Annotated in this window: 16 protein-coding genes and 1 pseudogene; 8 read left to right on the top strand and 9 right to left on the bottom strand. The window is 62.2% G+C overall.

Annotation, left to right across the window (positions count from 1 at the left end; all coding sequences use genetic code 11):
- Positions 1-180: 180 nt before the first annotated feature.
- Entirely contained in the window at positions 181-474 is a 294-nt protein-coding gene (locus FAZ69_RS27970; RefSeq protein WP_169708786.1) for a response regulator transcription factor, read from the bottom strand.
- Positions 475-669: 195 nt separating this feature from the next.
- On the opposite strand from FAZ69_RS27970, the gene FAZ69_RS34375 reads away from it, so the two are divergent.
- Entirely contained in the window at positions 670-2,373 is a 1,704-nt protein-coding gene (locus FAZ69_RS34375) for a methyl-accepting chemotaxis protein (RefSeq protein ID WP_304571743.1), read from the top strand.
- A 9-nt stretch (positions 2,374-2,382) separates the two neighbouring features.
- Here FAZ69_RS34375 and FAZ69_RS33450 read toward each other — a convergent pair whose 3' ends face one another.
- Positions 2,383-3,732 (bottom strand): cupin domain-containing protein, encoded by a 1,350-nt coding sequence (locus FAZ69_RS33450; RefSeq protein ID WP_169708785.1) that lies wholly within the window; start codon positions 3,730-3,732, stop codon positions 2,383-2,385.
- Positions 3,733-3,905: 173 nt separating this feature from the next.
- Between FAZ69_RS33450 and FAZ69_RS27955 the strand changes: the two genes are divergently transcribed.
- Both FAZ69_RS27955 and FAZ69_RS27950 read left to right on the top strand, forming a co-directional pair.
- A complete protein-coding gene (locus FAZ69_RS27955; protein WP_169708784.1) occupies positions 3,906-5,303 on the top strand; it encodes a dienelactone hydrolase family protein in 1,398 nt (465 codons plus the stop codon).
- Positions 5,304-5,459: 156 nt separating this feature from the next.
- Positions 5,460-5,915, top strand: coding sequence for a hypothetical protein (locus tag FAZ69_RS27950; RefSeq protein ID WP_136898331.1), 456 nt, complete (start codon positions 5,460-5,462; stop codon positions 5,913-5,915).
- 86 nt (positions 5,916-6,001) lie between these two features.
- Here the strand turns inward: FAZ69_RS27950 and FAZ69_RS27945 are convergent, their stop codons facing one another.
- From FAZ69_RS27945 to FAZ69_RS27925, 5 genes are all read right to left on the bottom strand, one after another.
- Positions 6,002-8,407: a hypothetical protein gene (locus FAZ69_RS27945; protein WP_136898330.1), complete on the bottom strand. Its 2,406-nt coding sequence runs from the start codon at positions 8,405-8,407 to the stop codon at positions 6,002-6,004.
- A gap of 49 nt (positions 8,408-8,456) precedes the next feature.
- Entirely contained in the window at positions 8,457-9,989 is a 1,533-nt protein-coding gene (locus FAZ69_RS27940; RefSeq protein ID WP_136898329.1) for an SLC13 family permease, read from the bottom strand.
- Positions 9,990-10,300: 311 nt separating this feature from the next.
- Positions 10,301-10,522 carry a hypothetical protein gene (locus FAZ69_RS34095; RefSeq protein ID WP_136898328.1) on the bottom strand — a complete coding sequence of 74 codons (222 nt, stop codon included), beginning with the start codon at positions 10,520-10,522 and terminating at the stop codon, positions 10,301-10,303.
- A gap of 102 nt (positions 10,523-10,624) precedes the next feature.
- Positions 10,625-10,975, bottom strand: coding sequence for an HPr family phosphocarrier protein (locus FAZ69_RS27930; protein WP_369407767.1), 351 nt, complete (start codon positions 10,973-10,975; stop codon positions 10,625-10,627).
- Positions 10,918-11,364, bottom strand: a complete 447-nt coding sequence (locus tag FAZ69_RS27925; protein ID WP_136898327.1) for a hypothetical protein — start codon at positions 11,362-11,364, stop codon at positions 10,918-10,920. The genes FAZ69_RS27930 and FAZ69_RS27925 overlap by 58 nt, the downstream gene beginning before the upstream one ends.
- Positions 11,365-11,659: 295 nt before the next feature.
- Here FAZ69_RS27925 and FAZ69_RS27920 point away from each other — a divergent pair.
- Positions 11,660-12,261, top strand: a pseudogene (locus FAZ69_RS27920) (fused MFS/spermidine synthase); the annotation flags it as partial.
- A 101-nt stretch (positions 12,262-12,362) separates the two neighbouring features.
- Here FAZ69_RS27920 and FAZ69_RS27915 read toward each other — a convergent pair.
- Entirely contained in the window at positions 12,363-12,560 is a 198-nt protein-coding gene (locus tag FAZ69_RS27915; RefSeq protein WP_136898326.1) for a ribbon-helix-helix protein, read from the bottom strand.
- Positions 12,561-12,689: 129 nt separating this feature from the next.
- Positions 12,690-13,451 carry a YoaK family protein gene (locus tag FAZ69_RS27910; protein ID WP_136898325.1) on the bottom strand — a complete coding sequence of 254 codons (762 nt, stop codon included), beginning with the start codon at positions 13,449-13,451 and terminating at the stop codon, positions 12,690-12,692.
- A gap of 229 nt (positions 13,452-13,680) precedes the next feature.
- Between FAZ69_RS27910 and hyfB the strand changes: the two genes are divergently transcribed.
- Genes hyfB through FAZ69_RS27890 form a run of 4 tightly spaced genes read left to right on the top strand, consistent with a single transcriptional unit; the run spans position 13,681 to position 18,744 of the window.
- Positions 13,681-15,687 (top strand): hydrogenase 4 subunit B, encoded by a 2,007-nt coding sequence (gene hyfB / locus FAZ69_RS27905; protein ID WP_136898373.1) that lies wholly within the window; start codon positions 13,681-13,683, stop codon positions 15,685-15,687.
- Positions 15,681-16,631 (top strand): respiratory chain complex I subunit 1 family protein, encoded by a 951-nt coding sequence (locus tag FAZ69_RS27900; protein WP_136898374.1) that lies wholly within the window; start codon positions 15,681-15,683, stop codon positions 16,629-16,631. Before hyfB ends, FAZ69_RS27900 begins: the two co-directional genes overlap by 7 nt.
- The gene (locus FAZ69_RS27895) at positions 16,632-17,291 is read left to right on the top strand and encodes a formate hydrogenlyase (RefSeq protein WP_136898324.1); all 660 of its coding nucleotides are present in this window, start codon (positions 16,632-16,634) and stop codon (positions 17,289-17,291) included.
- Positions 17,284-18,744 carry a hydrogenase 4 subunit F gene (locus tag FAZ69_RS27890; RefSeq protein WP_136898323.1) on the top strand — a complete coding sequence of 487 codons (1,461 nt, stop codon included), beginning with the start codon at positions 17,284-17,286 and terminating at the stop codon, positions 18,742-18,744. Before FAZ69_RS27895 ends, FAZ69_RS27890 begins: the two co-directional genes overlap by 8 nt.
- The last annotated feature ends 1 nt before the right edge of the window (position 18,745 follow it).

Below are 18,745 nucleotides of genomic sequence, written 5' to 3'. Positions count from 1 at the left end.
GCGGAAAAGTTGAACGGCGGCGCGTGCGGGGCGCCGCTCCCTGGGGGAGCGTGCTTCGTGGCTGGGAAAGGCAGGGGATCGAGGCGCTCGCGCGGAAATCGCCGCGGCCGAAGTTTGCTGGAGTAGCCGCTGGTCAGCAGCGTAAATCAACGCCGAGCGGCATCGTGATGAGGGGAGAAATCAGGCTGCAATGCGCCTCGCGATCGCCTTGAGGCGCGCTCTCAGAACCATCACGGGAATCGGCCCGACGATGTAGTCGAGCGCGCCGTTCTCGAGCGCAAATACGATGTCATCCGCTGTGTTGTGCGCCGTGAAGAATACGACGGGTGGCAGCACTGGAAACGTTGCGCGCATCCACCGCAGCAGATCTCTTCCGTCGACGTCACCAAGGTGCCAACCCACAATGGCGAGGTCCCACGCCGAGGCTCTCAACGCACGAAACAGCGGCGCGGCTGCGTAGAGCTCCTGGATCAAGTGGCGAGCGGCGCCGGCCGGACACTTCGATACGGATAACGAATTACTTCGGAAAATCCTTACAGAAAATTCAGCTCACACTTCCGGCGAATCGCCTTGAGTCGTCACAGATTCGTGCCGTTATTCATCGACAAGCGCTGCGGCAAACATGCGCTATCCGGTCCGGATAGGCAGACATCCCGGCCAGGGAGATTCATGGCCGGGGCACCCGGTCCTCGCCGGTATCTTTTGCCCCATTTGTTACGACAAATTCCGTCTTGTCTTTTCTGTGAAACTTACATCGTGGGTCCAATGATGACGATCTCCCGACGCCTGTATTTGGTCTTCGCGCTGCTTGCCGCTTCACTGGTTCTGTGCGGCGCAATGGGCATTGCGTTTCTTTTGAAGTCTCATTCCAGGTTCGAGTACGTGCAGGACCACACCATTCCAGGCATTGCGGATATCGACAAGATAGTCGCGCAGTCGACGGCGCTGCGCATCTTGCTCAACAAGCAGATCCTGGCAGCCGACGAGCCAAAGCGGGCCAAGGTGGAGACCCGCATCGCCGCTACGCTCGACAAGCTCGACGAGCTTGTCGGCTACTACAACAAAAATGACGTTTCCGATGCGACCGATCAGCGGATGACGGACGCCATGCGGGCCGATCTCGCCAACGTGAGGACCATGCTGCCTGCGTTTCTCGCCAAGGCTGACGCGGGCGATCACGAAGGGGCTGTCACGATGCTGGCGGACGATACCACCGGCATCGGCGCGGCGATCCAGAAGCTGTTGGCCGATCTGAACGCCCAGATCACTTACAACATCAAGCTGGGCAATGATCTGCGAACAGCGAACAAAGCCGCTTTTCAGATGTCGTTCTGGGTCATGCTGCTGGGCGTGGCCGCCGTGCTGCTGGGTGTCGGCGCATTCGGCCTGAGCGTCGTCCGAGGCGTCAAGCTCAGCCTGAACGGCATGCGGGCTGCCATGACGGAAATGCAGGCATCGCTCGACCTGACCCGCGCGGCGCCGGTGCGGCGAATGGACGAAATTGGACAAACCGCCGCGGCATTCAATGCGCTCCTGGAGCAGTTCAGGAACGTCATCGGCTCCGTGGTTCTCTCTACCGATTCCGTGCGGACCGGCGCGCAGGAGATCTCGTCGGGCAACACGGATCTGTCTTCCCGCACGGAGGAACAGGCCGCGTCGCTGGAGGAAACAGCGGCGAGCATGACGCAGCTGACCGAGACGGTGAAGCAGAACGCGGATAACGCGCGAGAGGCGAACAGACTCGCCACCGACGCCACGGAGACGGCCGATTTGGGCAACGAGGCGGTACAGGGGATGGTGCACGCGATCGGCAAGATCAGCGGGAGCTCGAGCAAGATTTCGGAAATCACGGGCGTCATCGAAAGCATCGCATTCCAGACGAACATTCTCGCGTTGAACGCCGCTGTCGAGGCCGCGCGCGCGGGCGAGCTCGGGCGCGGTTTCGCCGTCGTGGCGAGCGAGGTGCGCAACCTGGCCCAGCGCTCGTCGGCCGCGGCGAAGGAGATCAAGGACCTGATCGAGTCATCGGTGATCTTGATTCGGGATGGCGCGCAACAAGCTGTGAAGGCAGGGGAAACGATGGGGGACGTGAAGCAGGCCATCAAGAATGTTTCGGATATCGTGGGCGCCATTGCCGCGGCGTCTGAAGAACAGAGCCGCGGCATCGAGCAGGTCAACCAGGCAGTGAACCAGATGGATCAGGTCACGCAACAGAACGCGGCGCTCGTCGAGCAGGCGGCAGCTGCTGCGCAGTCTCTCGAAGAGCAGGCAAGGAGCCTGAAGGTTACCGTATCGGTATTCCGGCTCGGCGGCACGAGTCCTTCCACGCCGCCATCGGCAATGCCGCAAGGGCAATACGCTTTTTCTGGTTGAACGCGTTTCCTAGCCATTCACCTTCGCCCATTCCGCGCGGATCAGCGCGCGGAACTGCAGGTATTCCCAATCCGAGTTCGGCGTGAACTGCTTGATCTGGTCGCCGTCGATATAGTCGAAATACTCCCAGTGCACCGTATCGTCGTCCGGGTAGCGGTAGCACTGGATCGTCGCCGTCATGTTGCCCGGCGGGTTGCGGTTGACGAGCTTGTGCACCTGGTAATACTCGGGTGTCAGGTAGGTCACTTCGCCCTTGTGGAACACCGCCTCGGTGAAATAGTCGGTGACCTTCGGGTTCAGCTCCGGATAAAGCTCGACCCAGATGTCGCCGTGCAGCACCTTGATCACCGCGCACGCCTCGCCATGGTCGTGGATCGGCGAATAGTGGTTGCCGGGCCAGATTTCGAGCACGTAAGGAGAGCCGGGCGAGTCGCCCTGGTTCGGGCCGATCGTGATGCGCAGATAGGTCTCGTCGGGCTCGCACTTGCCGAATTCGCAGGCCTTTTCCTTCAGCTTCTCATAGCAGATGCAGCCCGGCGTGACGATGCTGTAGTTGATCGCTTTCGAGAAATCGGGGAAGTCCAGCGTGTCGAGCTCGATCGCGGGGCCGGCTACGTTGCCGTAGAGCACCTGGCACGCGTCGGGCAGGCTCGCGATCACGGTCGCCTCGTTGCGTGCAATCGTGTCGAGCGTGATGCGGTCGCTCGTAACCAGCACCGGCGGCGGCGCGAGCACGACGGGCAGCGGCCACAGCAGGTGCGCCAGCGCTTCCGGCCGCCGCGTGCCCGCCTGCGCCGCGAGTCCGATGTAGCGCAGCTTCTTGTAGTCGCCGGCCGCCGCGCTCGCTGCCGCCTTGCGCGCTTCGCGGCGCGCCTTGGCGGTCGCGCCGGCGGGCAGCACCTGGCAATTGGCCGGCGTGATCGGCAGCGGCGCTTCGAACACGACGAGTTGCGGCAGCATCTCACCCTTGCCGAAGCGCACGCGTGCGTTCAGGTAGTCCAGGCTCATCCAGTACGAGATCGCGGTCCCCGGGTCGATCAGCGCTTTCTTCGCCGTGGTTTCGGCGATCACGCCGCTGGGGTCCGTGCCGTTGTCGCGGCGCAGGGCGGTTTTTTCCAGGCCGACCTCGAGCACGAGCAGCGTGCCGTCGAGGTTCTTCTGCGAGCTCAGCACGATGCGAAAGGGCCGATCGGTCTTGAATGTGAAGGAGATCGTGCCTTGACCGCTCACCGGGAATTCGTAGTTGGTGAAAGCGACGGGCCAGCCGGAGCCGGGCCGTGTGTCGTCGGGTGCGTTTGCGGACGCCTCGTCAGGGAATAGCTGTTGCAGCGGGGCGCGTGTTTGCGGGACCAGTGTCATGGATGTCTCCTTCGCGTAACGCGAATTGTTGTGGGGCCCTCCACTATATAAATACGGACTGGGATGCGTGGACTGTCAGAGTTGGCAGGCGGGCGGCTCATCGACATAATTCCGATTTCCCCATCCCTCGAAATAGCTGCGCGGAACTGCGCCGATTCTTCAAGAAAAACGACATGTCGCGAGGATTCTTCAACGTTGTCGCGCCGATGCTGATTGCACTGTCGCTGTTGTTGCTCGCGCGGCCTGCCGTCTGCGATCCGTCCGATCCGCCCCCAGCGCCGCTTAACGAGCGGCTCTTGACCGTGCCCGTCGATTCCTCGCCGCTCGTGCGCCTGAAGGTCACGCTTTATATGCCTTCGCGCGGCGGCCCGTTTCCGCTGGCGCTCGTCAACCACGGCTCATCGCACGATCCAGCGAATGCACCGAGAGTTGCCGACGAGTTCATCCCTTACTACTTTCTGTCGCGCGGCTACGCGGTCGCCATGCCGATGATGCGAGGCTATGCCGGGTCCGAAGGCTACCTGCGTCCGCATGGATGCGACATCATGGGTATCGGTCTCGACGCGGCGCAAGACATTCGCAAGGTGCTCGACTACCTGAAGCGGCAGCCAGGCATCGATGCCGCGCATATCGTCGTCGCGGGAAAGAGCATGGGTGGCTGGAACACGCTGGCGTTCGGCGCGCTGAATCCGCCCGACGTCAAAGGGCTCATGAGTTTTGCGGGCGGCGTGAAGGAATCGGATTGCGCCAGTTCCGATGCTGGCCTGATCAGCGGAGCGGGGCAGTTCGGTGCGCGTACGCGTCTGCGCTCGATATGGTTCTTCGGCGAGAACGATCAGATATTCGCCACGTCCACTTGGCAGGCGATGTTTCGGCAATACACGGCTGCGGGGGCGCATGCCGAGCTCGTCGACTATGGTGCGTTCCAGAAGGATGCGCATGCGATGACTGCATCCGGTGCAGGCTTGCCGCTTTGGGTGAAAAAGGCGGATGCCTTTCTTGCCAGCATCGACATGCCAAGCGAAGAAGTGAACCCGGAATATCTGCCCGCGCGTGCGCCTGCTTCGAATGCTTATGCCGATATCAACGATCTCAGCGCAGTGCCTTATCTGAGCGACGCGCAACGCGAGAAGCTGTATCGAGGGTTTCTTGCTGCGCCGCTGCCTCGTGCGATGGCCATCGGCTTGACCAACGGAACGTGGGCGTCGGGAGGTTTCGATCCCGCCGCTGCGGCGATGAAGAATTGCTGGAAGATCACGAAGTATTGCCAGCTCTACGCTGTGGACAATGCCGTCGTCTGGCCGCGGCTGGAATCCGAGCCGCCGGTGACGAAGTTTGCTGCGTTGTCGGATGTTGCCGCGGTTCCCTATTTGGGCGCGCCAGGGCGGCAGGCCTATGGCAAATTCTTGACGGCACACAGGCCGCGCGCGTTTGCGGTCGCGCCCGATGGCGCTTGGGGAGCGGCGTCCGGACTGGACCCGATCAACGATGCGCTTGCTGCGTGCGCGAATGGGCATCGCGGGTGTCGGCTTTATGCGGTGGATAGTGATGTTGTTTGGGCTGGGAGGTGATGGATGCGGCCAACTTTTCTACGCTTGGTTGAACGCAGAATGCGGAGCCAACTTCATGAGTTATTGCGATCATGGTTTTCATATCCCATACAATTTAAATTATTCAAGATTATCTTCGAAAAATAGTAAGATGCCGCCATCGAACGGGAAGAGCAAATGCAACCAGATAAGGCACTGCTGATGCCCTCAACAGAGCGCGTGATTGCTGGCTACTTCGCGAGCGTTACAGTAGCAACGCTTACGTTCGTTGCTATTGAGACAATGAGTCGAGTCACAACCTTTGAGAGTTCAACGAATTTTACTTTCTGGCAGAAAGCCGCCGACCTGGTTTTTATGTCAGGATTGACGTTTTTTGCATCGTGGGCAATTGCGGTTCTGACTTGTGCTATTCCCTGTGCAATTTTGTCATTTTTTGTGCGATTTATAAAAATTAATATTTTTATATTCTATGTCGCCATAGGAGTTGGCATCGGACTGCTTACGGCCGTGATCTATATAGTGTGGTTAAACCCATGGGGCGACGGAGAATCACCACTAGTTCCGTTTTTAGGAATCTCAGGCGGCATCGCGGGTTTTACTTTCTGGGGAATTGCTGGTCGGCACTATCGTTAGTCTCTGGCAATGTTGGTTCGATGGTCCCGACAGCGCCTGGGGATCCGCTTCCGGACACGCCCCGATCAACGACGCGCTTGCCCCGTCTACCCCCCAAACTCAATAAACTGCGCCGACGCCCACACCTTGCTGTCATCCCGTTGCCGACCGAAGAAATAGACGGGCCTGAAGCCAAACGGCGCATTCTGCGGCTCGATCTCCACGCTGCCGGAAAGATCCGCCGGCAACGGCTTGTCGGTCAGCCGCTCGACGGCCACGAAGAGCCCCGTCCCGCCCAGATCGTGCGTCGCCGCGCCACGCGCAAGCAGCTCCGCGCCACTGATCTCCCAACGGAACGTAGGCGCATGCACGAACGGATTCCCTTGGAGCGGATCCCCGACCTTCACGAAGCTGTCGATCGTCCCCTCGATCACGATGGTCGCCGCCGCCAGGTTGCTCACGTCGATTTCGATGCTGTCGGCGTCGCCGTAGGTGTCGCTGCGGAATTCGATATCGGTCGCGCCCGTGCGCCAGGCTGCCTCCTCGATGTGCTCGAACCCCGCCGCACCGAAGTTATGAATCGTGCCGTTGACGATCCGGATGCGTCCTTGCCACGCCGCCCACCGATAGCGGTCGCGAATCCGCGCGCCGCCCCAGCGCACCCGGATCAGCCGCTCGGCGTAGCCGAGCTCCGCATGCAGATTGCGCTCCCAGATCAGCCCGGTGTGGTCGTACGCGGCCACGTGCTCCCAGCCGGCGCGGCCGAGCAGCCGGTAGTCGAGCGTCGCCGGCCCGCGATGCTCGAACGCGTCGCCCTGCCAGTGCTCGCCGCAGCGCACGAGGAGGGCGCTGTGCTCGCCCGTCGTCGCCCAAGTCCGGCGCGCGCGCAGCGCAGCGCCGACGCTGCGGCGATCGAGCGTCGGCGCGAGCACGCCGGTCAGCCCGCCGTGCACGCCGAACACCTGGACGCCGGGCATGCCGCCGCCGGGCCGTCCGCGATGCTCGTCGCCGCTCGCCGCGACGCCGAGCTTGTAGCCGCGCGCGATCACGTCCTGGTAGAGCCAGCCGAAATGCCCCCACGTCGACGCAATTTCGACGAGACGTTCGAGCTCGGGGTGATGCCAGTCCGGAATGTAGCGGCGGCCGCCGACGTGCGGCATCACGAGATGATGCCCGGCGTCGTCGACATAGGCATCCCAGAGCTCTTCGACAGGCCAGCGGCCGAGCTCGACCGCGCTGCCCTTCATGTCCTCGTTCCAGACCAGCGTGCGGTTGTGCTCGCCGCGCGCGTTGTACGGGAAGCCGGGGCGCTCGTCGCCGAGGAAGACGACGTTGTGGTCGCCGCCCGCCGTGGAGCTGCCGCACCATTCCTGCACCGGGTAGACCACGAAGCGGCCCGGCTCGTTGAAGCGCTCGACCGTTTCGACGCCGAGCTGCCAGTTCGCGTCGGTGATCTGGAAGTCGTTCGCCGTGTAGCCGAGCACGTCGATGCCGCCGATGTCGCGCGCGTAGGCCGCGTTGTAGGCGGGGCTGTTGGTGCCGACCGTGTCGTGCGCATGCACGTGCAAGTCCGCGTAGAGCGCGCGCGGCGCCGGCAGCGCCGCATCGATCGTGAGCCGTTCCTCGGCCGCGCGCACGCCGCGGAGGCTCGGCACGTCGGCGACGATGCGCAGCGCGCCGAACGACGTGGGCAGGTCGTCGAGCGCGCACGTCGCCCAGCCTTCGTCCGGCAGCGCGAGCTCGCGGCGATAGACCGCTTCGCCGCGCACGTCGTATGCGATCACGCGGGCGCTGCCGCCGACATCGCGGCACGCATTGCCCCAGCGGTCCTGCAACGACAGCCGGAACGGCGCGCGCTCGCCCGGCTGCACGAAGCGCGGACCGTTGAGCAGCACTTGCGCGGGCGGTCCCGCGTGGATGTCGATGACGATGTCGCCCGGCACGGCGACGAAGCGCGACGTGCCGAGCGGGTCCACGTAGAAGCGGAAGCGGAACTGGTCTTCGACGAAGGTCTGCACGCGCGTGCCCGGGCCGCGCCTGCGGTCGCCGAGCCGGATCACGATATGGTCGCCCGCATTCAGGTAGCCGTCGACGACGTCGACGATCACCGCTTTCTGGAACGGCCGCTCGTGTCCCTTCTGGTCGAAGCGCACGTTGAGCGCCTGCACGGTGGCCGGGCTCTGCCCCGGCGCGAGCGGCGCGGCGTGATACTCGGCGCTGAGGTAGTTCGCGGCGCCCGGATCGCTCGTTTGAAAAAGGGCCCAGTCGGAGTAGAACTTGAAGGTGGCCTTGAGCCAGGCGCCATCCGCGACGCCCGATGCGCCGACCTCGTAGTCGAGGATGATCTCGCTCCAGCTTCCCGCTTCCAGGCGCTCGACGTTGCAACTCACGCGGCCGGCGAACGGCAGTTGCTTATGCCGCTCGTAGAGGCCTTGCGGGGCGACGTGAGGCCCAAGTCGGCTGCGCAGCGCGGCGGCCTTCTTGTCGATGCTGTGGTCGGTTTTTTCGCTCATGGTGTGCGTTGGTACCAGGCGGTGATCTGCATGTCGTACGCGCCGCGGCTCAATGCGCGAACGGCCAGGGCGCGGCGGGGTTCCAGACGGGAAGGCCGAGGTGCGCATACCACGGCGCCATCACGCAGATCCCGTAGGCGACGGCGATCAGCACCGACACCACGCCGACTTTCGCGTAATCCGCCGTCGAGAACGCGCCGCTGCCGTACGCGATGACGCCTGCGGTGATCTGCGTGGGCAGCACGTAGGCGAAGCTGTCGGTGTCGCTCACGAGCATGGTGAACGCGACGGGGTGCAGCCCGAGACGCGGCGCAAGCGCGAGGGCGATCGGCGCGATCATCGTGACGGCCGCGACGTTCGACAGCATCCCGAGCCTGATCACATGCGTGCCGAGCATGACGATCGCGATCGCGAGCCACCAGACGTGGCCGCGCGCGGCGCCGTAGATGTGACCGGCGGCCCACTGCGCGAGCCCCGATTCGCTGATCGCCGCCGACAGCGACAGCGCGCCCGCGAGCAGGAACAGCGTGCCCCACATCGTGCGCTCCTGGATCTCGCGCCAGCCGAAACGCAGCACGCCGGGCGCGAACAACAGGGCGAGGGTGATGAGCGCGACGATCTCCGAGGGCAGATGGTGCAGCGGCTCGGTCGCCCACATCGCGGCGGCGAACGCGAACAGCGCGAGCACGCTCCAGTCCTGGCGCGCGACGGCGGGCAGCTCGCGGCGCATCGCGGCGATCGCTTCAGGTCCGCCCGGAATCGGCACGGCGCGCGACTTGAAGTAGTGCTGCACCCAAAGCTGAGTCAGCGCGAACATGCCGAGGTAGGGCCATTGCAGCTTGAGCCACGTGAAGTACGAGAGGCGGATGCCGAGCTGCTTCTCGATCAGGCCGGAGACGACCATGTTCGGCAGGTGCGCCGTGAGAATGCACATGCCGCTGATCATCGCGCCGTAGACGAGCGTCTGGATCACGATGGCCTTCTTCGCCTCGCGTTCGCGCGGCGTGCCGCCGAACAATCCAGCGATGCCGTTCGTCACCGGCAGCAGCGTGGCGGCGCGCGCGTTCGCGGCGGGCACGGCCAGCGACATCACGAAGTTCACGGCGAACATCGCCCAGATCACGCCGTTGGCGGTGCGCACCTTGAGCCGCTCGAGCAGCATCAGCGCGATGCGGCGGTCGAGCTGGCAGGCCTGCATGATCGCGGAGAACAGAAAGGCGGCGAGGCAGAGGAACACGACCGGCGCGGCAAAGCCGCTCGCGGCCTTCGGAAACGGCGTCGCCGCATGCGAGAGCACGAGCAGCATCGGCACGAGGATCCCGCTTACGCCAACCGGAATCGCTTCGACGAACCACACGATGGCGACCCACGCGACGACGGCGAGCGTCGCCTTGCCTTGCGCGGTCAGGCCCTGCGGCGTGGGCATCCACCACGCGATCGCGACGAAGGCAAGCCACGCGGCCACGAAGCCTAGGCGTGCGCGCAGCGTGGCGGCGCTTGCGTGCGGGCCTGTGGCCGCCGTGCTTTGCCGCGGCCGAAGCGCCGCGTAGCGCGGCGCTTCGGCCGAGGTTCGATCTGCCAATGCTTGATCCGACACTTGCCATCCCCGTTCGTCAGGTGTCTTGCGAGCGGCCGCTGAGTGGCCTGAGAGACGGGGAATATGACGGATTAATGCAAGTGGCGAAACGAATCGCTTTTCATATCGATATCGGGATTCGCGCAATTCGCGGTGAACCCAGATACGAGGTCTGCGGGGGTGCAAGAACGCCGCCGTAAGCTGGCTCGGCCGCGGGCGTTTCGTCATCCTGCAGCACCTTCAGGGCGTCGCGGGTCAGCAAACGGCAACGTGTCGGGTCTGACTGCAGCGTGCGCCGGGCGCACTTCGTGCTCGATTTACTTCCGACTCCGCAGGAATACTCGACCCGCCTCGGTGATCGAAACACTCTGACGGCTGTTCGCCGCCAAGGTCACGAATCCCGCAGCGATGAGTTCTCGGGACACGGACCAACCGAGGGCGGGCGCATCACGCCCGTATCGAACAGCAGCAAGGCGCTCCAACGCCCAAACCGCGGACGGTGAAATCGATCGATCATATGAGGTGTCTTGATTGCTCATCTTTTCTCCAGAAATGAATGGTATTGCGGATGTTGCCGTGGAGCGAGATCACGCAGCTGGCGGCACACCGAAAGGATGATCGATGGGGGCATGCGAACCAACCTAATGCAGCAACGACACGATGGTATGCAGCGCCACGTCTTCGTCCGGTCCGGTGACGAGTACCTGAGCGGACGTGCCGCTTCGCATCTGGAGCGCGCCGATCGCCATCATGTCCTTCGCATTGATGCGACGACCGTTTGCGATCAGCAGGATGTCGCTTTGGAAGCATCGCGCTGTATCGGCGAGCGCCTGTTGGCCAATAGACGCTCCGCTCCTAGTCCAACGAGACCGATTTGAATGTGTGCCACAGTCGCCACTTTTTTTGCCGTTGCCTCTTTGTAAGATTGCGGGATTCAATACGATGTGCCTATCTGGCTCATCGACAAGAACATTCGAAACTCGTTTTCCCACGACCGATCCAGCATGTCGATGGTGACGACACCGAGAGTCGCCATTGCGCCGTTCAGGTGCGCTGCTGTTAGCGATCGGACTGGTTGAACCCGACCAAAGAATCGCCCCTCTGCGTCAAGCAGGAGCTGCGGGTGGCGTTGGAACTGCACGCAGGCAACCGACATGGGATCCAGAACATGCCGAGCCGATTCTTTCGGGTACACGAAGACCAGATTGACGCCGTTTGACGCGAGTTGAGTCCCTGCGTCGTGGAAGCGATACACCATCTGGAAACCGCGTTCAGCGCCCCGTCCGACACCGACGACCATGAGCCCGCGACTTCCTGAGACGTCAGGCAGCAATACCGGCCGACGGTCGGGGGTCAGAAGCGTCTCGCCCAGATCAAACATGTTGACGTCCTTAACGAGCCTGCGCCGTATCGCCGGTGCAAACGGGGGCAGGGCACAAATTATAATTAAGGCATAAAGAAATGTGTGTCACATTATAATGCAGTGTGTGTTTCGCCCTGGTCGAGGCGGCGGCGATCACGAAGTTGACCGCAAGATGGGTGTCGACAACTTCATGTTGAAGGCGGGTTTTCTGAAGAAGGTCCGAGGATCCAATTCGCACGATGAGATCCCGCGCTCTGCCTGCGTCGGGCAGACGAGATCAGCGGCTGTTCGACCGCGGGGAGTGCAAGAAGCGGTGAATGAAGATGACGATCGAATCTCTTTCGATGCATTCGTCAAATTTTTGGCGACACCGCTGAAGGACAGGCGACCGTTCGTACTCGAGACGAAGCATGCGGTATCGATGCATTTCGATCATTTTGCGACGCAGAGCTTCATGTCGCTCAAGGTGCCGAACAAGCTCGTGCATGGCTATACGCGCGCGATGATGGGGTTTTTGTTGTTGCAGCCTGATCCACGGCACACTTGCATGATCAGGTTGGGCGGCGGATAGCTGGTGAAGTATTGCCATCAGCATCGGCCCAAGGCTACGATCACCGCAATCGAGGTTAGCGTTGAGGTCACTGAGCTGCGTGACGTCTTCAAAGTCTTCAAAATTCCAGCGGACGACGAGCGATTCAAGGTGGTCTGCATGGACGGCGCGGAGTTCGTGCAGACCACACGGGGAGCCAGGCGGACGTGATCCTGCTTGACGCGTTCGTCGCGCAGGGAATTCCAAGTCAGTGCGCGAGTGTCGAATTCTTCGGCGCGTGTCGCGAGCGGTTGGCCGATTCTGGTGTGCTCGTCATCAATTTCACCGATGACGATCCGGCGTTACCGCAATACATCGAGCGACTGGAAGATGAAAGATGGTGAAAATTTCGATTGGAACAGATTGGTCTGGCACTCGGATGGCGGGAAACACGGGAAGATCGGTGTGCCTGACGCCTGAGCATGGCTCACTCCGCGCTCCGCCGCACGCGACTGCCGATCGCGCTCTTCGTCTTGTACGACATGCCGTGCTGGGCGAGATAATCGCGAATCAACTGCCGCACGACTTGAGATGGTGTCAGATCCTGCGCTGCGCAGAGCGTTTCGAATGCTTTTTTCTTGGCGGGGTCGATCAGGACGGTCAAGCGGGCAGTTTTGGTTTCCATTTCGCGGGCAGATAAAGCACGATGTTAATCAAATTATAATGCATTTCGCGCAGTCGACGTGACGAATTGCGGGCAAGGCGGCACAGTGACGAGTCGGATCGGATGAGATCGGGTTTCATGCGCGACCGTCTAATGGTGAGAGCCGTAGAGGAAAGCGAGCATGTCGTCGATCACCGGCACGATCGCCAATGTGACAAGCAGCGCGGCCAGCGGCACGGTCGACACGTAGCCGACGTGCTTGAAACCGACCGCACCGATCACCCCACCGACAAAGAACGATGCCAGCATCGCGCTGTGCACTCGCAGCTTCGCGCGATTGGCAATCACTGCGGTTGCGTCTGCGGTGACCTTGGGCGAATTCCAGTAGAAGAGCTTGCCCAGTTCGATGCCGATGTCGGTCACGATACCCGTCATGTGGGTGGTGCGGATCTCCGCGCCGGACAGTTTCGTGATCATCGCATTCTGCAAGCCCATGATGAAACAGAGCAGAACCACGGTGACGGGGATAAAGAACGCCTCCCATAACGCCAGGTGGCTGCCGAGCAACCCGAACAGCAGGAGCAGCGTTGCTTCGAGCAGGAGCGGGAGCACATATTGGCTGTGAAGACTGCGCCGCCTGCCCCAATTGACCAACACCGCAGAGCAGGCGGCTCCCAACAGAAACGAGACCAATGAGCCGATGCCGCCCAGCGCGAGCGGGATGTCACCGAGCGCGGCTTGATCCGCGATGGCCGACACGATGCCGCTCATGTGCGACGTGTACTGCTTGACCGCCAGAAAGCCTCCGGCATTGGTCGCACCGGCGACGAATGCGAGCGAAAACCCGAGTTGACGGTTTGCGTTCGTGCTGCGGTCTTTTCCCGCCAGGCTTCGGAAGTAATGCGAAGGCATTGGTGTCGTTCGGTCAACTACCCGGTCCCGCGTGGGTATGAGGGTCATGCATTCCGCCCGGCGAGCCGGATGACATGGGGCGTGCGGAGTGGAACATGGGACGTTTATGATAACGTCATTATCATGATCTGTTAACGAGAGGGAAGTTTCAGTGCAATAATAGAGGCGCAAGCGGTCGATGCCCCACGATGCACCTTTCTCAATCCTGACCGCACTGGAGACATTCCGGATGGCGCCTGGGCCTGTCGTCCATTTCGTCCTGCTGGTCGTGGTCGCCTGGCTGGCGATTGGGGCGCTGGGGCTCGGTATGCTGCATCGCACGCGTTTGGTGGCGCACGGGCTGTTTCCACTTGGCGCGCTGTTCGGGCTGATGCTGGGCGGCACAGGGCTGATGGGGGTGTTTTCGGAGCCGTCGGCGTGGACGTTACCGCTGGGCTTACCAACTCTGCCGTTTCATCTGCGGCTCGACCGGTTGTCGGGCTACTTCCTGTTCGTTCTGGGCGTCGTCAGTGCGGGTATCGGTGCGTTCTCCGCAGGCTATTTCCGCAAGGGCGAAGGCGCCGCCCCCGGGCTGATCTGCTTCGAATACCACGTTTGCATCGCGAGCATCGCGCTGGTCTTGGTTGCCGACGACGCGTACGTGTTCATGGTGGCGTGGGAAACGCTGACGCTGTCTGCCACGTTTCTCGTGATGAGCAACCACCGGATTGCCGAGATTCGCCGGGCCGGCTATCTGTATTTCCTGATTTCGCATGTCGGCGCGCTCGCGCTCCTGTTGTGCTTTGGCATCCTCCAGGCGCGAACCGGCGACTATACGTTTGCCAACATGCGTGCGCAGCATCTGGACGGATTCTGGGCGTCGATCGCTTTTTTGTTCGCGCTGGTCGGATTCGGCACGAAGGCGGGTGTATTCCCGCTTCATGTCTGGCTGCCCGACGCTCATCCGGCTGCGCCGTCGCCCGTCTCGGCGCTCCTGAGCGGATTCGTGCTGAAAGTCGGTCTGTACGGCCTGCTGCGCACCGTCTTCGATTTGTTGCACGTGCAAATTGCGTGGTGGGGCGTGCTGCTATTTGTGCTCGGCATCGCCACAGCGTTGCTCGGCGTGGTGTTCAGCACGATTCAGACTGACATGAAACGCCTGCTCGCCTATTCGTCGATCGATAACGTCGGCTTGATGTTCGTCAGCATGGGACTGACGGTACTGTTCCGGGCATACGATATGCCGGCTCTGTCGGCGCTGGCGTTGACCGCGCTGCTCTATCAAGTCGTTGCACACGCGGCCTTCAAGAGCCTGCTGTTCCTAGGCACGGGGGCCGTCCTGCACGCGACCGGCGAGCGCAATCTCGGGAAGCTGGGTGGGCTGATTCGCTTCATGCCGTGGACGGCATGGGCCGTACTGGTGGGCGTCGCCGCAAGCGCGGGTCTGCCACCGCTGAGCGGCTTCGTCGCGGAATGGCTGCTGCTGCAGAGCTTTCTGTTCACGCCTCGGTTGCCCGATTCGGTGCTCGGCATGACGGTGCCGATCGTGGCCGCGCTGGTTGCGATGACCGCCGCGCTCGCCGGGTACGCAATGGTCAAGTTTTTCGGCATCGTCTTTCTCGGGCAGCCGAGAGAGGCGAAACTGAATCGCGCGCGTGACGCGAATGGATGGGAGCGGCTGGCATTCTGCTGGTTCGCGGGCGCCAGCGTGTTGCTCGGATTGCTGCCAGTCCAGTTCGTCAAAGTGCTGGATCGGGTGACCCAGTCGCTCGTCGGCGCAGGCGTTGCCGCTGAAAATCATGGCTGGTTGCTGTTCGTGCCTGTCTCGACCGCCCGTGCGAGCTACATGCCCTTCGTGTTCATGCTGTTCTTTGTCGCTTGCTGCGTGCTCGCTTGGGTACTGGTGCAACGCCTCTATCACGGACGGTTGCGACGGGCGGCACCATGGAGCTGCGGTTTTTCGTTTACGACGGCGAGGATGCAGGACACGGCGGAGGGGTTCGGCCAGCCGATTCGCGAGATTTTCTCGCCGCTCCTGCGTATCGAGCGACAACTGCCGTCGCCCTCCGATGCGCATCCCGTCTATCGGATGTCGATCACTGACCGTACCTGGCCCGCTCTCTATGAGCGTCTCGCCAGGCTGACGCAGCGCATGTCCGAATGGACCGGCCGGTTGCAGACCGGCAGGATCGCCATCTATCTGACTTACAGCTTTGTCGTGCTGATCGCACTTTTGGTACTGGTGAGACGATGGTGACCGTATCCGGCGTCGTATCGCAGCTCCTCGAGATCGTGCTGGCGCTCGCCGCTGCTCCCTTGCTGACGGGCTGGGTCAATCAATGCCGCGCGTGGCTGCAGAACCGCCGCGCGCCGAGCATCTGGCAGCCTTACCGGATGCTGCACAAGCTGTTCAACAAGGAGTCGGTCGTCGCCGTCAATGCCAGTCCGCTGTTTCGCGGCGCCCCTTACGTCGTATGGGCAGCCATGACGCTCGCCTGTGCGATCGTTCCGACGTTATCGACGGAACTGCCCCTTTCTCCCGCCGCGGACGCGATTGCGCTGGTCGGCCTGTTCGCGCTAGCGCGGGTGACGCTGTCGCTAGCGGCGATGGATGTCGGCACCGCGTTCGGTACGCTCGGCGCGCGTCGGGAAATGCTGGTCGGCTTTCTCGCGGAACCTGCATTGCTGATGGTGCTGTTCTCGGCGTCACTGATCACGCAATCGACGCTCCTGACCAGTATCGTTGCAACGCTGAAGAGTCGGGAGCTTGTGATTTATCCGAGTCTGGCGTTTGCCGGCATCGCGTTCACGCTGGTTTCACTCGCCGAGAACGCCCGACTGCCCGTCGACAATCCGGCGACCCACCTCGAGCTGACGATGATCCACGAAGCGCTGATCCTCGAATACTCGGGGCGTCACCTGGCGCTGATGGAATGGGCGGCAAGTCTCAAGCTGTTTGCATACTCGTGCATTGGCCTTGCGCTGTTCCTGCCGTGGGGCATTGCCGAGGCTGGCAATCCGCTCGCGTTATTGCTCGCGATCCCGGCGTTGTTCGTCAAGCTGATAGTGGGGGGCGCGACGCTCGCCGCGATCGAGACCGCGAACGCGAAGATGCGTATCTTCCGAATTCCGGAATTCCTTGCGACCGCATTCCTGCTCGCAGTCATCGGCATGCTCGTGCACATTCTGCTGGAGGCTTGAATGCACGGCTATGCGACACAACTGATCAATTTCCTCGCGGCGGTGTTGCTGCTGCTCTCGTTCGCGATGCTGAGCCAGCGCCGGATTCTGTCGTTGATACATCTGTATATCATGCAGGGCATGGTGCTCGTGTCGGCGAACCTGATACTTGGTTTCGTGACGGGCGACCTGCACCTCGACGTTTCCGCTGCGCTCACGCTCGCACTAAAAGTTTGCCTGATTCCGTGGATCCTCTACCGGCTTGTTCGCCAGCTCGACGTTCGGGCCGACGTCGAGCCGCTCATCAATATTCCGACCACGCTGCTGATCGGCATTGTGCTCGTGATCGTCGCGTTCAACGTCGCGTCGCCGATCAGCCAGCTCGCAACGTCGGTCGCACGTGGTGCGCTGGGTATCGCACTTGCCTGCGTGCTGCTGTCATTCATGATGATGATCACGCGCGCGCAAGCGATTCCGCAGGTGATCGGTTTCCTGTCGATGGAAAACGGCCTGTTCTTCGCGGCGACAGCGGCAACCAATGGGATGCCGATGATCGTCGAGCTGGGCATCGGACTCGACGTGCTGGTCGGGATCCTGATACTTGGGGTGTTCATGTTCCAGATCCGGGAACAGTTCGACAGCCTCGACATCCATCATCTCGAGAAACTCAAAGATGAATGACGCCCACGTCGTGCTGGCCGTGCTCGGCATTCCGCTCGTCGCGGGCGCAACGCTTGCTTGGGGGTGGCCCAGCCACGTCGCGCGCAACCTGAACGTCGGGTTCAGCCTGCTGACACTACTCGCTACGCTGCTGCTCGCGGGACGCACGGTCGAGCATGGTCCGACGTTTGCCGCCGGGCGGACGCTCTTCGTCGACCCGTTCAATGTCTATCTGGTCGCGCTGACGGCGTTCGTCGGCTGGACAACGTCGCTGTTCTCTCGGCCATACATGCAGATCGAGGAAGCGCGCGGCAAGATGACAGCGGCGCGCATGCGTCTTTATCACAGCATGTACCAGTTCTTCATGTTCGCGATGCTGCTCGCGCTCCTGACCAACAACATTGGGGTGCTATGGGTCGCGATGGAGGCTGCGACGCTTGCGACCGTGCTGCTCGTGAGCGTCTACCGGACGGCCGCCAGCCTCGAAGCGGCATGGAAATATTTCATTCTGTGCGGCGTCGGCATCGCTCAGGCGCTGTTCGGTACGATCCTGCTGTATCTCGCGGCGAGCCGGCAACTCGTCGCCGGCGATGCGCTGCTATGGACGAGCCTCGCAGCGGTTAAGATGCATCTCGATCCGACGATCGTGTCGATCGCCTTCGTGTTCCTGCTCGTTGGCTACGGTACGAAGGTCGGACTCGTGCCGATGCACAACTGGCTGCCGGATGCGCACGCCGAAGGCCCAACGCCGATTTCGGCGGTGCTGTCGGGATTGCTGCTCAACGTCGCGCTTTATGCGGTCCTACGTTGCAAGGTGCTGGCCGACGGCGCGCTGGGCAACGGTCTGCCTGGACGGCTGCTGGTCGGATTCGGGCTCGTGTCGGTACTGATCGCATCGTTTTCGCTATTTCGGCAGAAGGACGTCAAACGACTGTTCTCGTATTCATCGATCGAGCACATGGGGCTGATGACGTTCGCGTTCGGACTGGGTGGCCCGGTTGCGACGTTCGCCGGGCTGCTGCATATGACGGTGCACTCGCTCGTCAAGTCGGCAATCTTCTTCGCAGTCGGGCATGCGGCGCAGAAGGTGAGCACCCAGGCCATCGATGGCATCCGGGGGCTGCTGCAGGTCAGCCCGACGGTCGGATGGGGCATGATGCTCGGCGCGCTCGCGATTCTCGGTCTGCCGCCATTCGGCGTATTCGCGAGCGAATTTCTGATCCTGACGACGGCGATCAACCAGTTGCCGTGGACAGCGCCTTTGTTGTTGCTCGGGCTTGCCGTCGCGTTCGCGGCGATCTTCCTGCGCGTGCAGGGCATGGTGTTCGGCGAGACGACCGCGAAGCCGCTCGAACATCGACCGGCGCTGCTACCGGTGTTCGTCCATTTGGGCCTCGGCCTCATGCTTGGCCTGTACGTCCCACCCTATTTGGCCACGTGGTATCGCCAGGCCGCAACGATGCTGGCGGGGTGAA

Source organism: Trinickia terrae (assembly GCF_005144415.1).
GTDB classification, from domain to species: domain Bacteria; phylum Pseudomonadota; class Gammaproteobacteria; order Burkholderiales; family Burkholderiaceae; genus Trinickia_A; species Trinickia_A terrae.
Note: the sequence above shows the minus strand (reverse complement) of the source record. Positions and strands in the feature narration are given on the sequence as shown.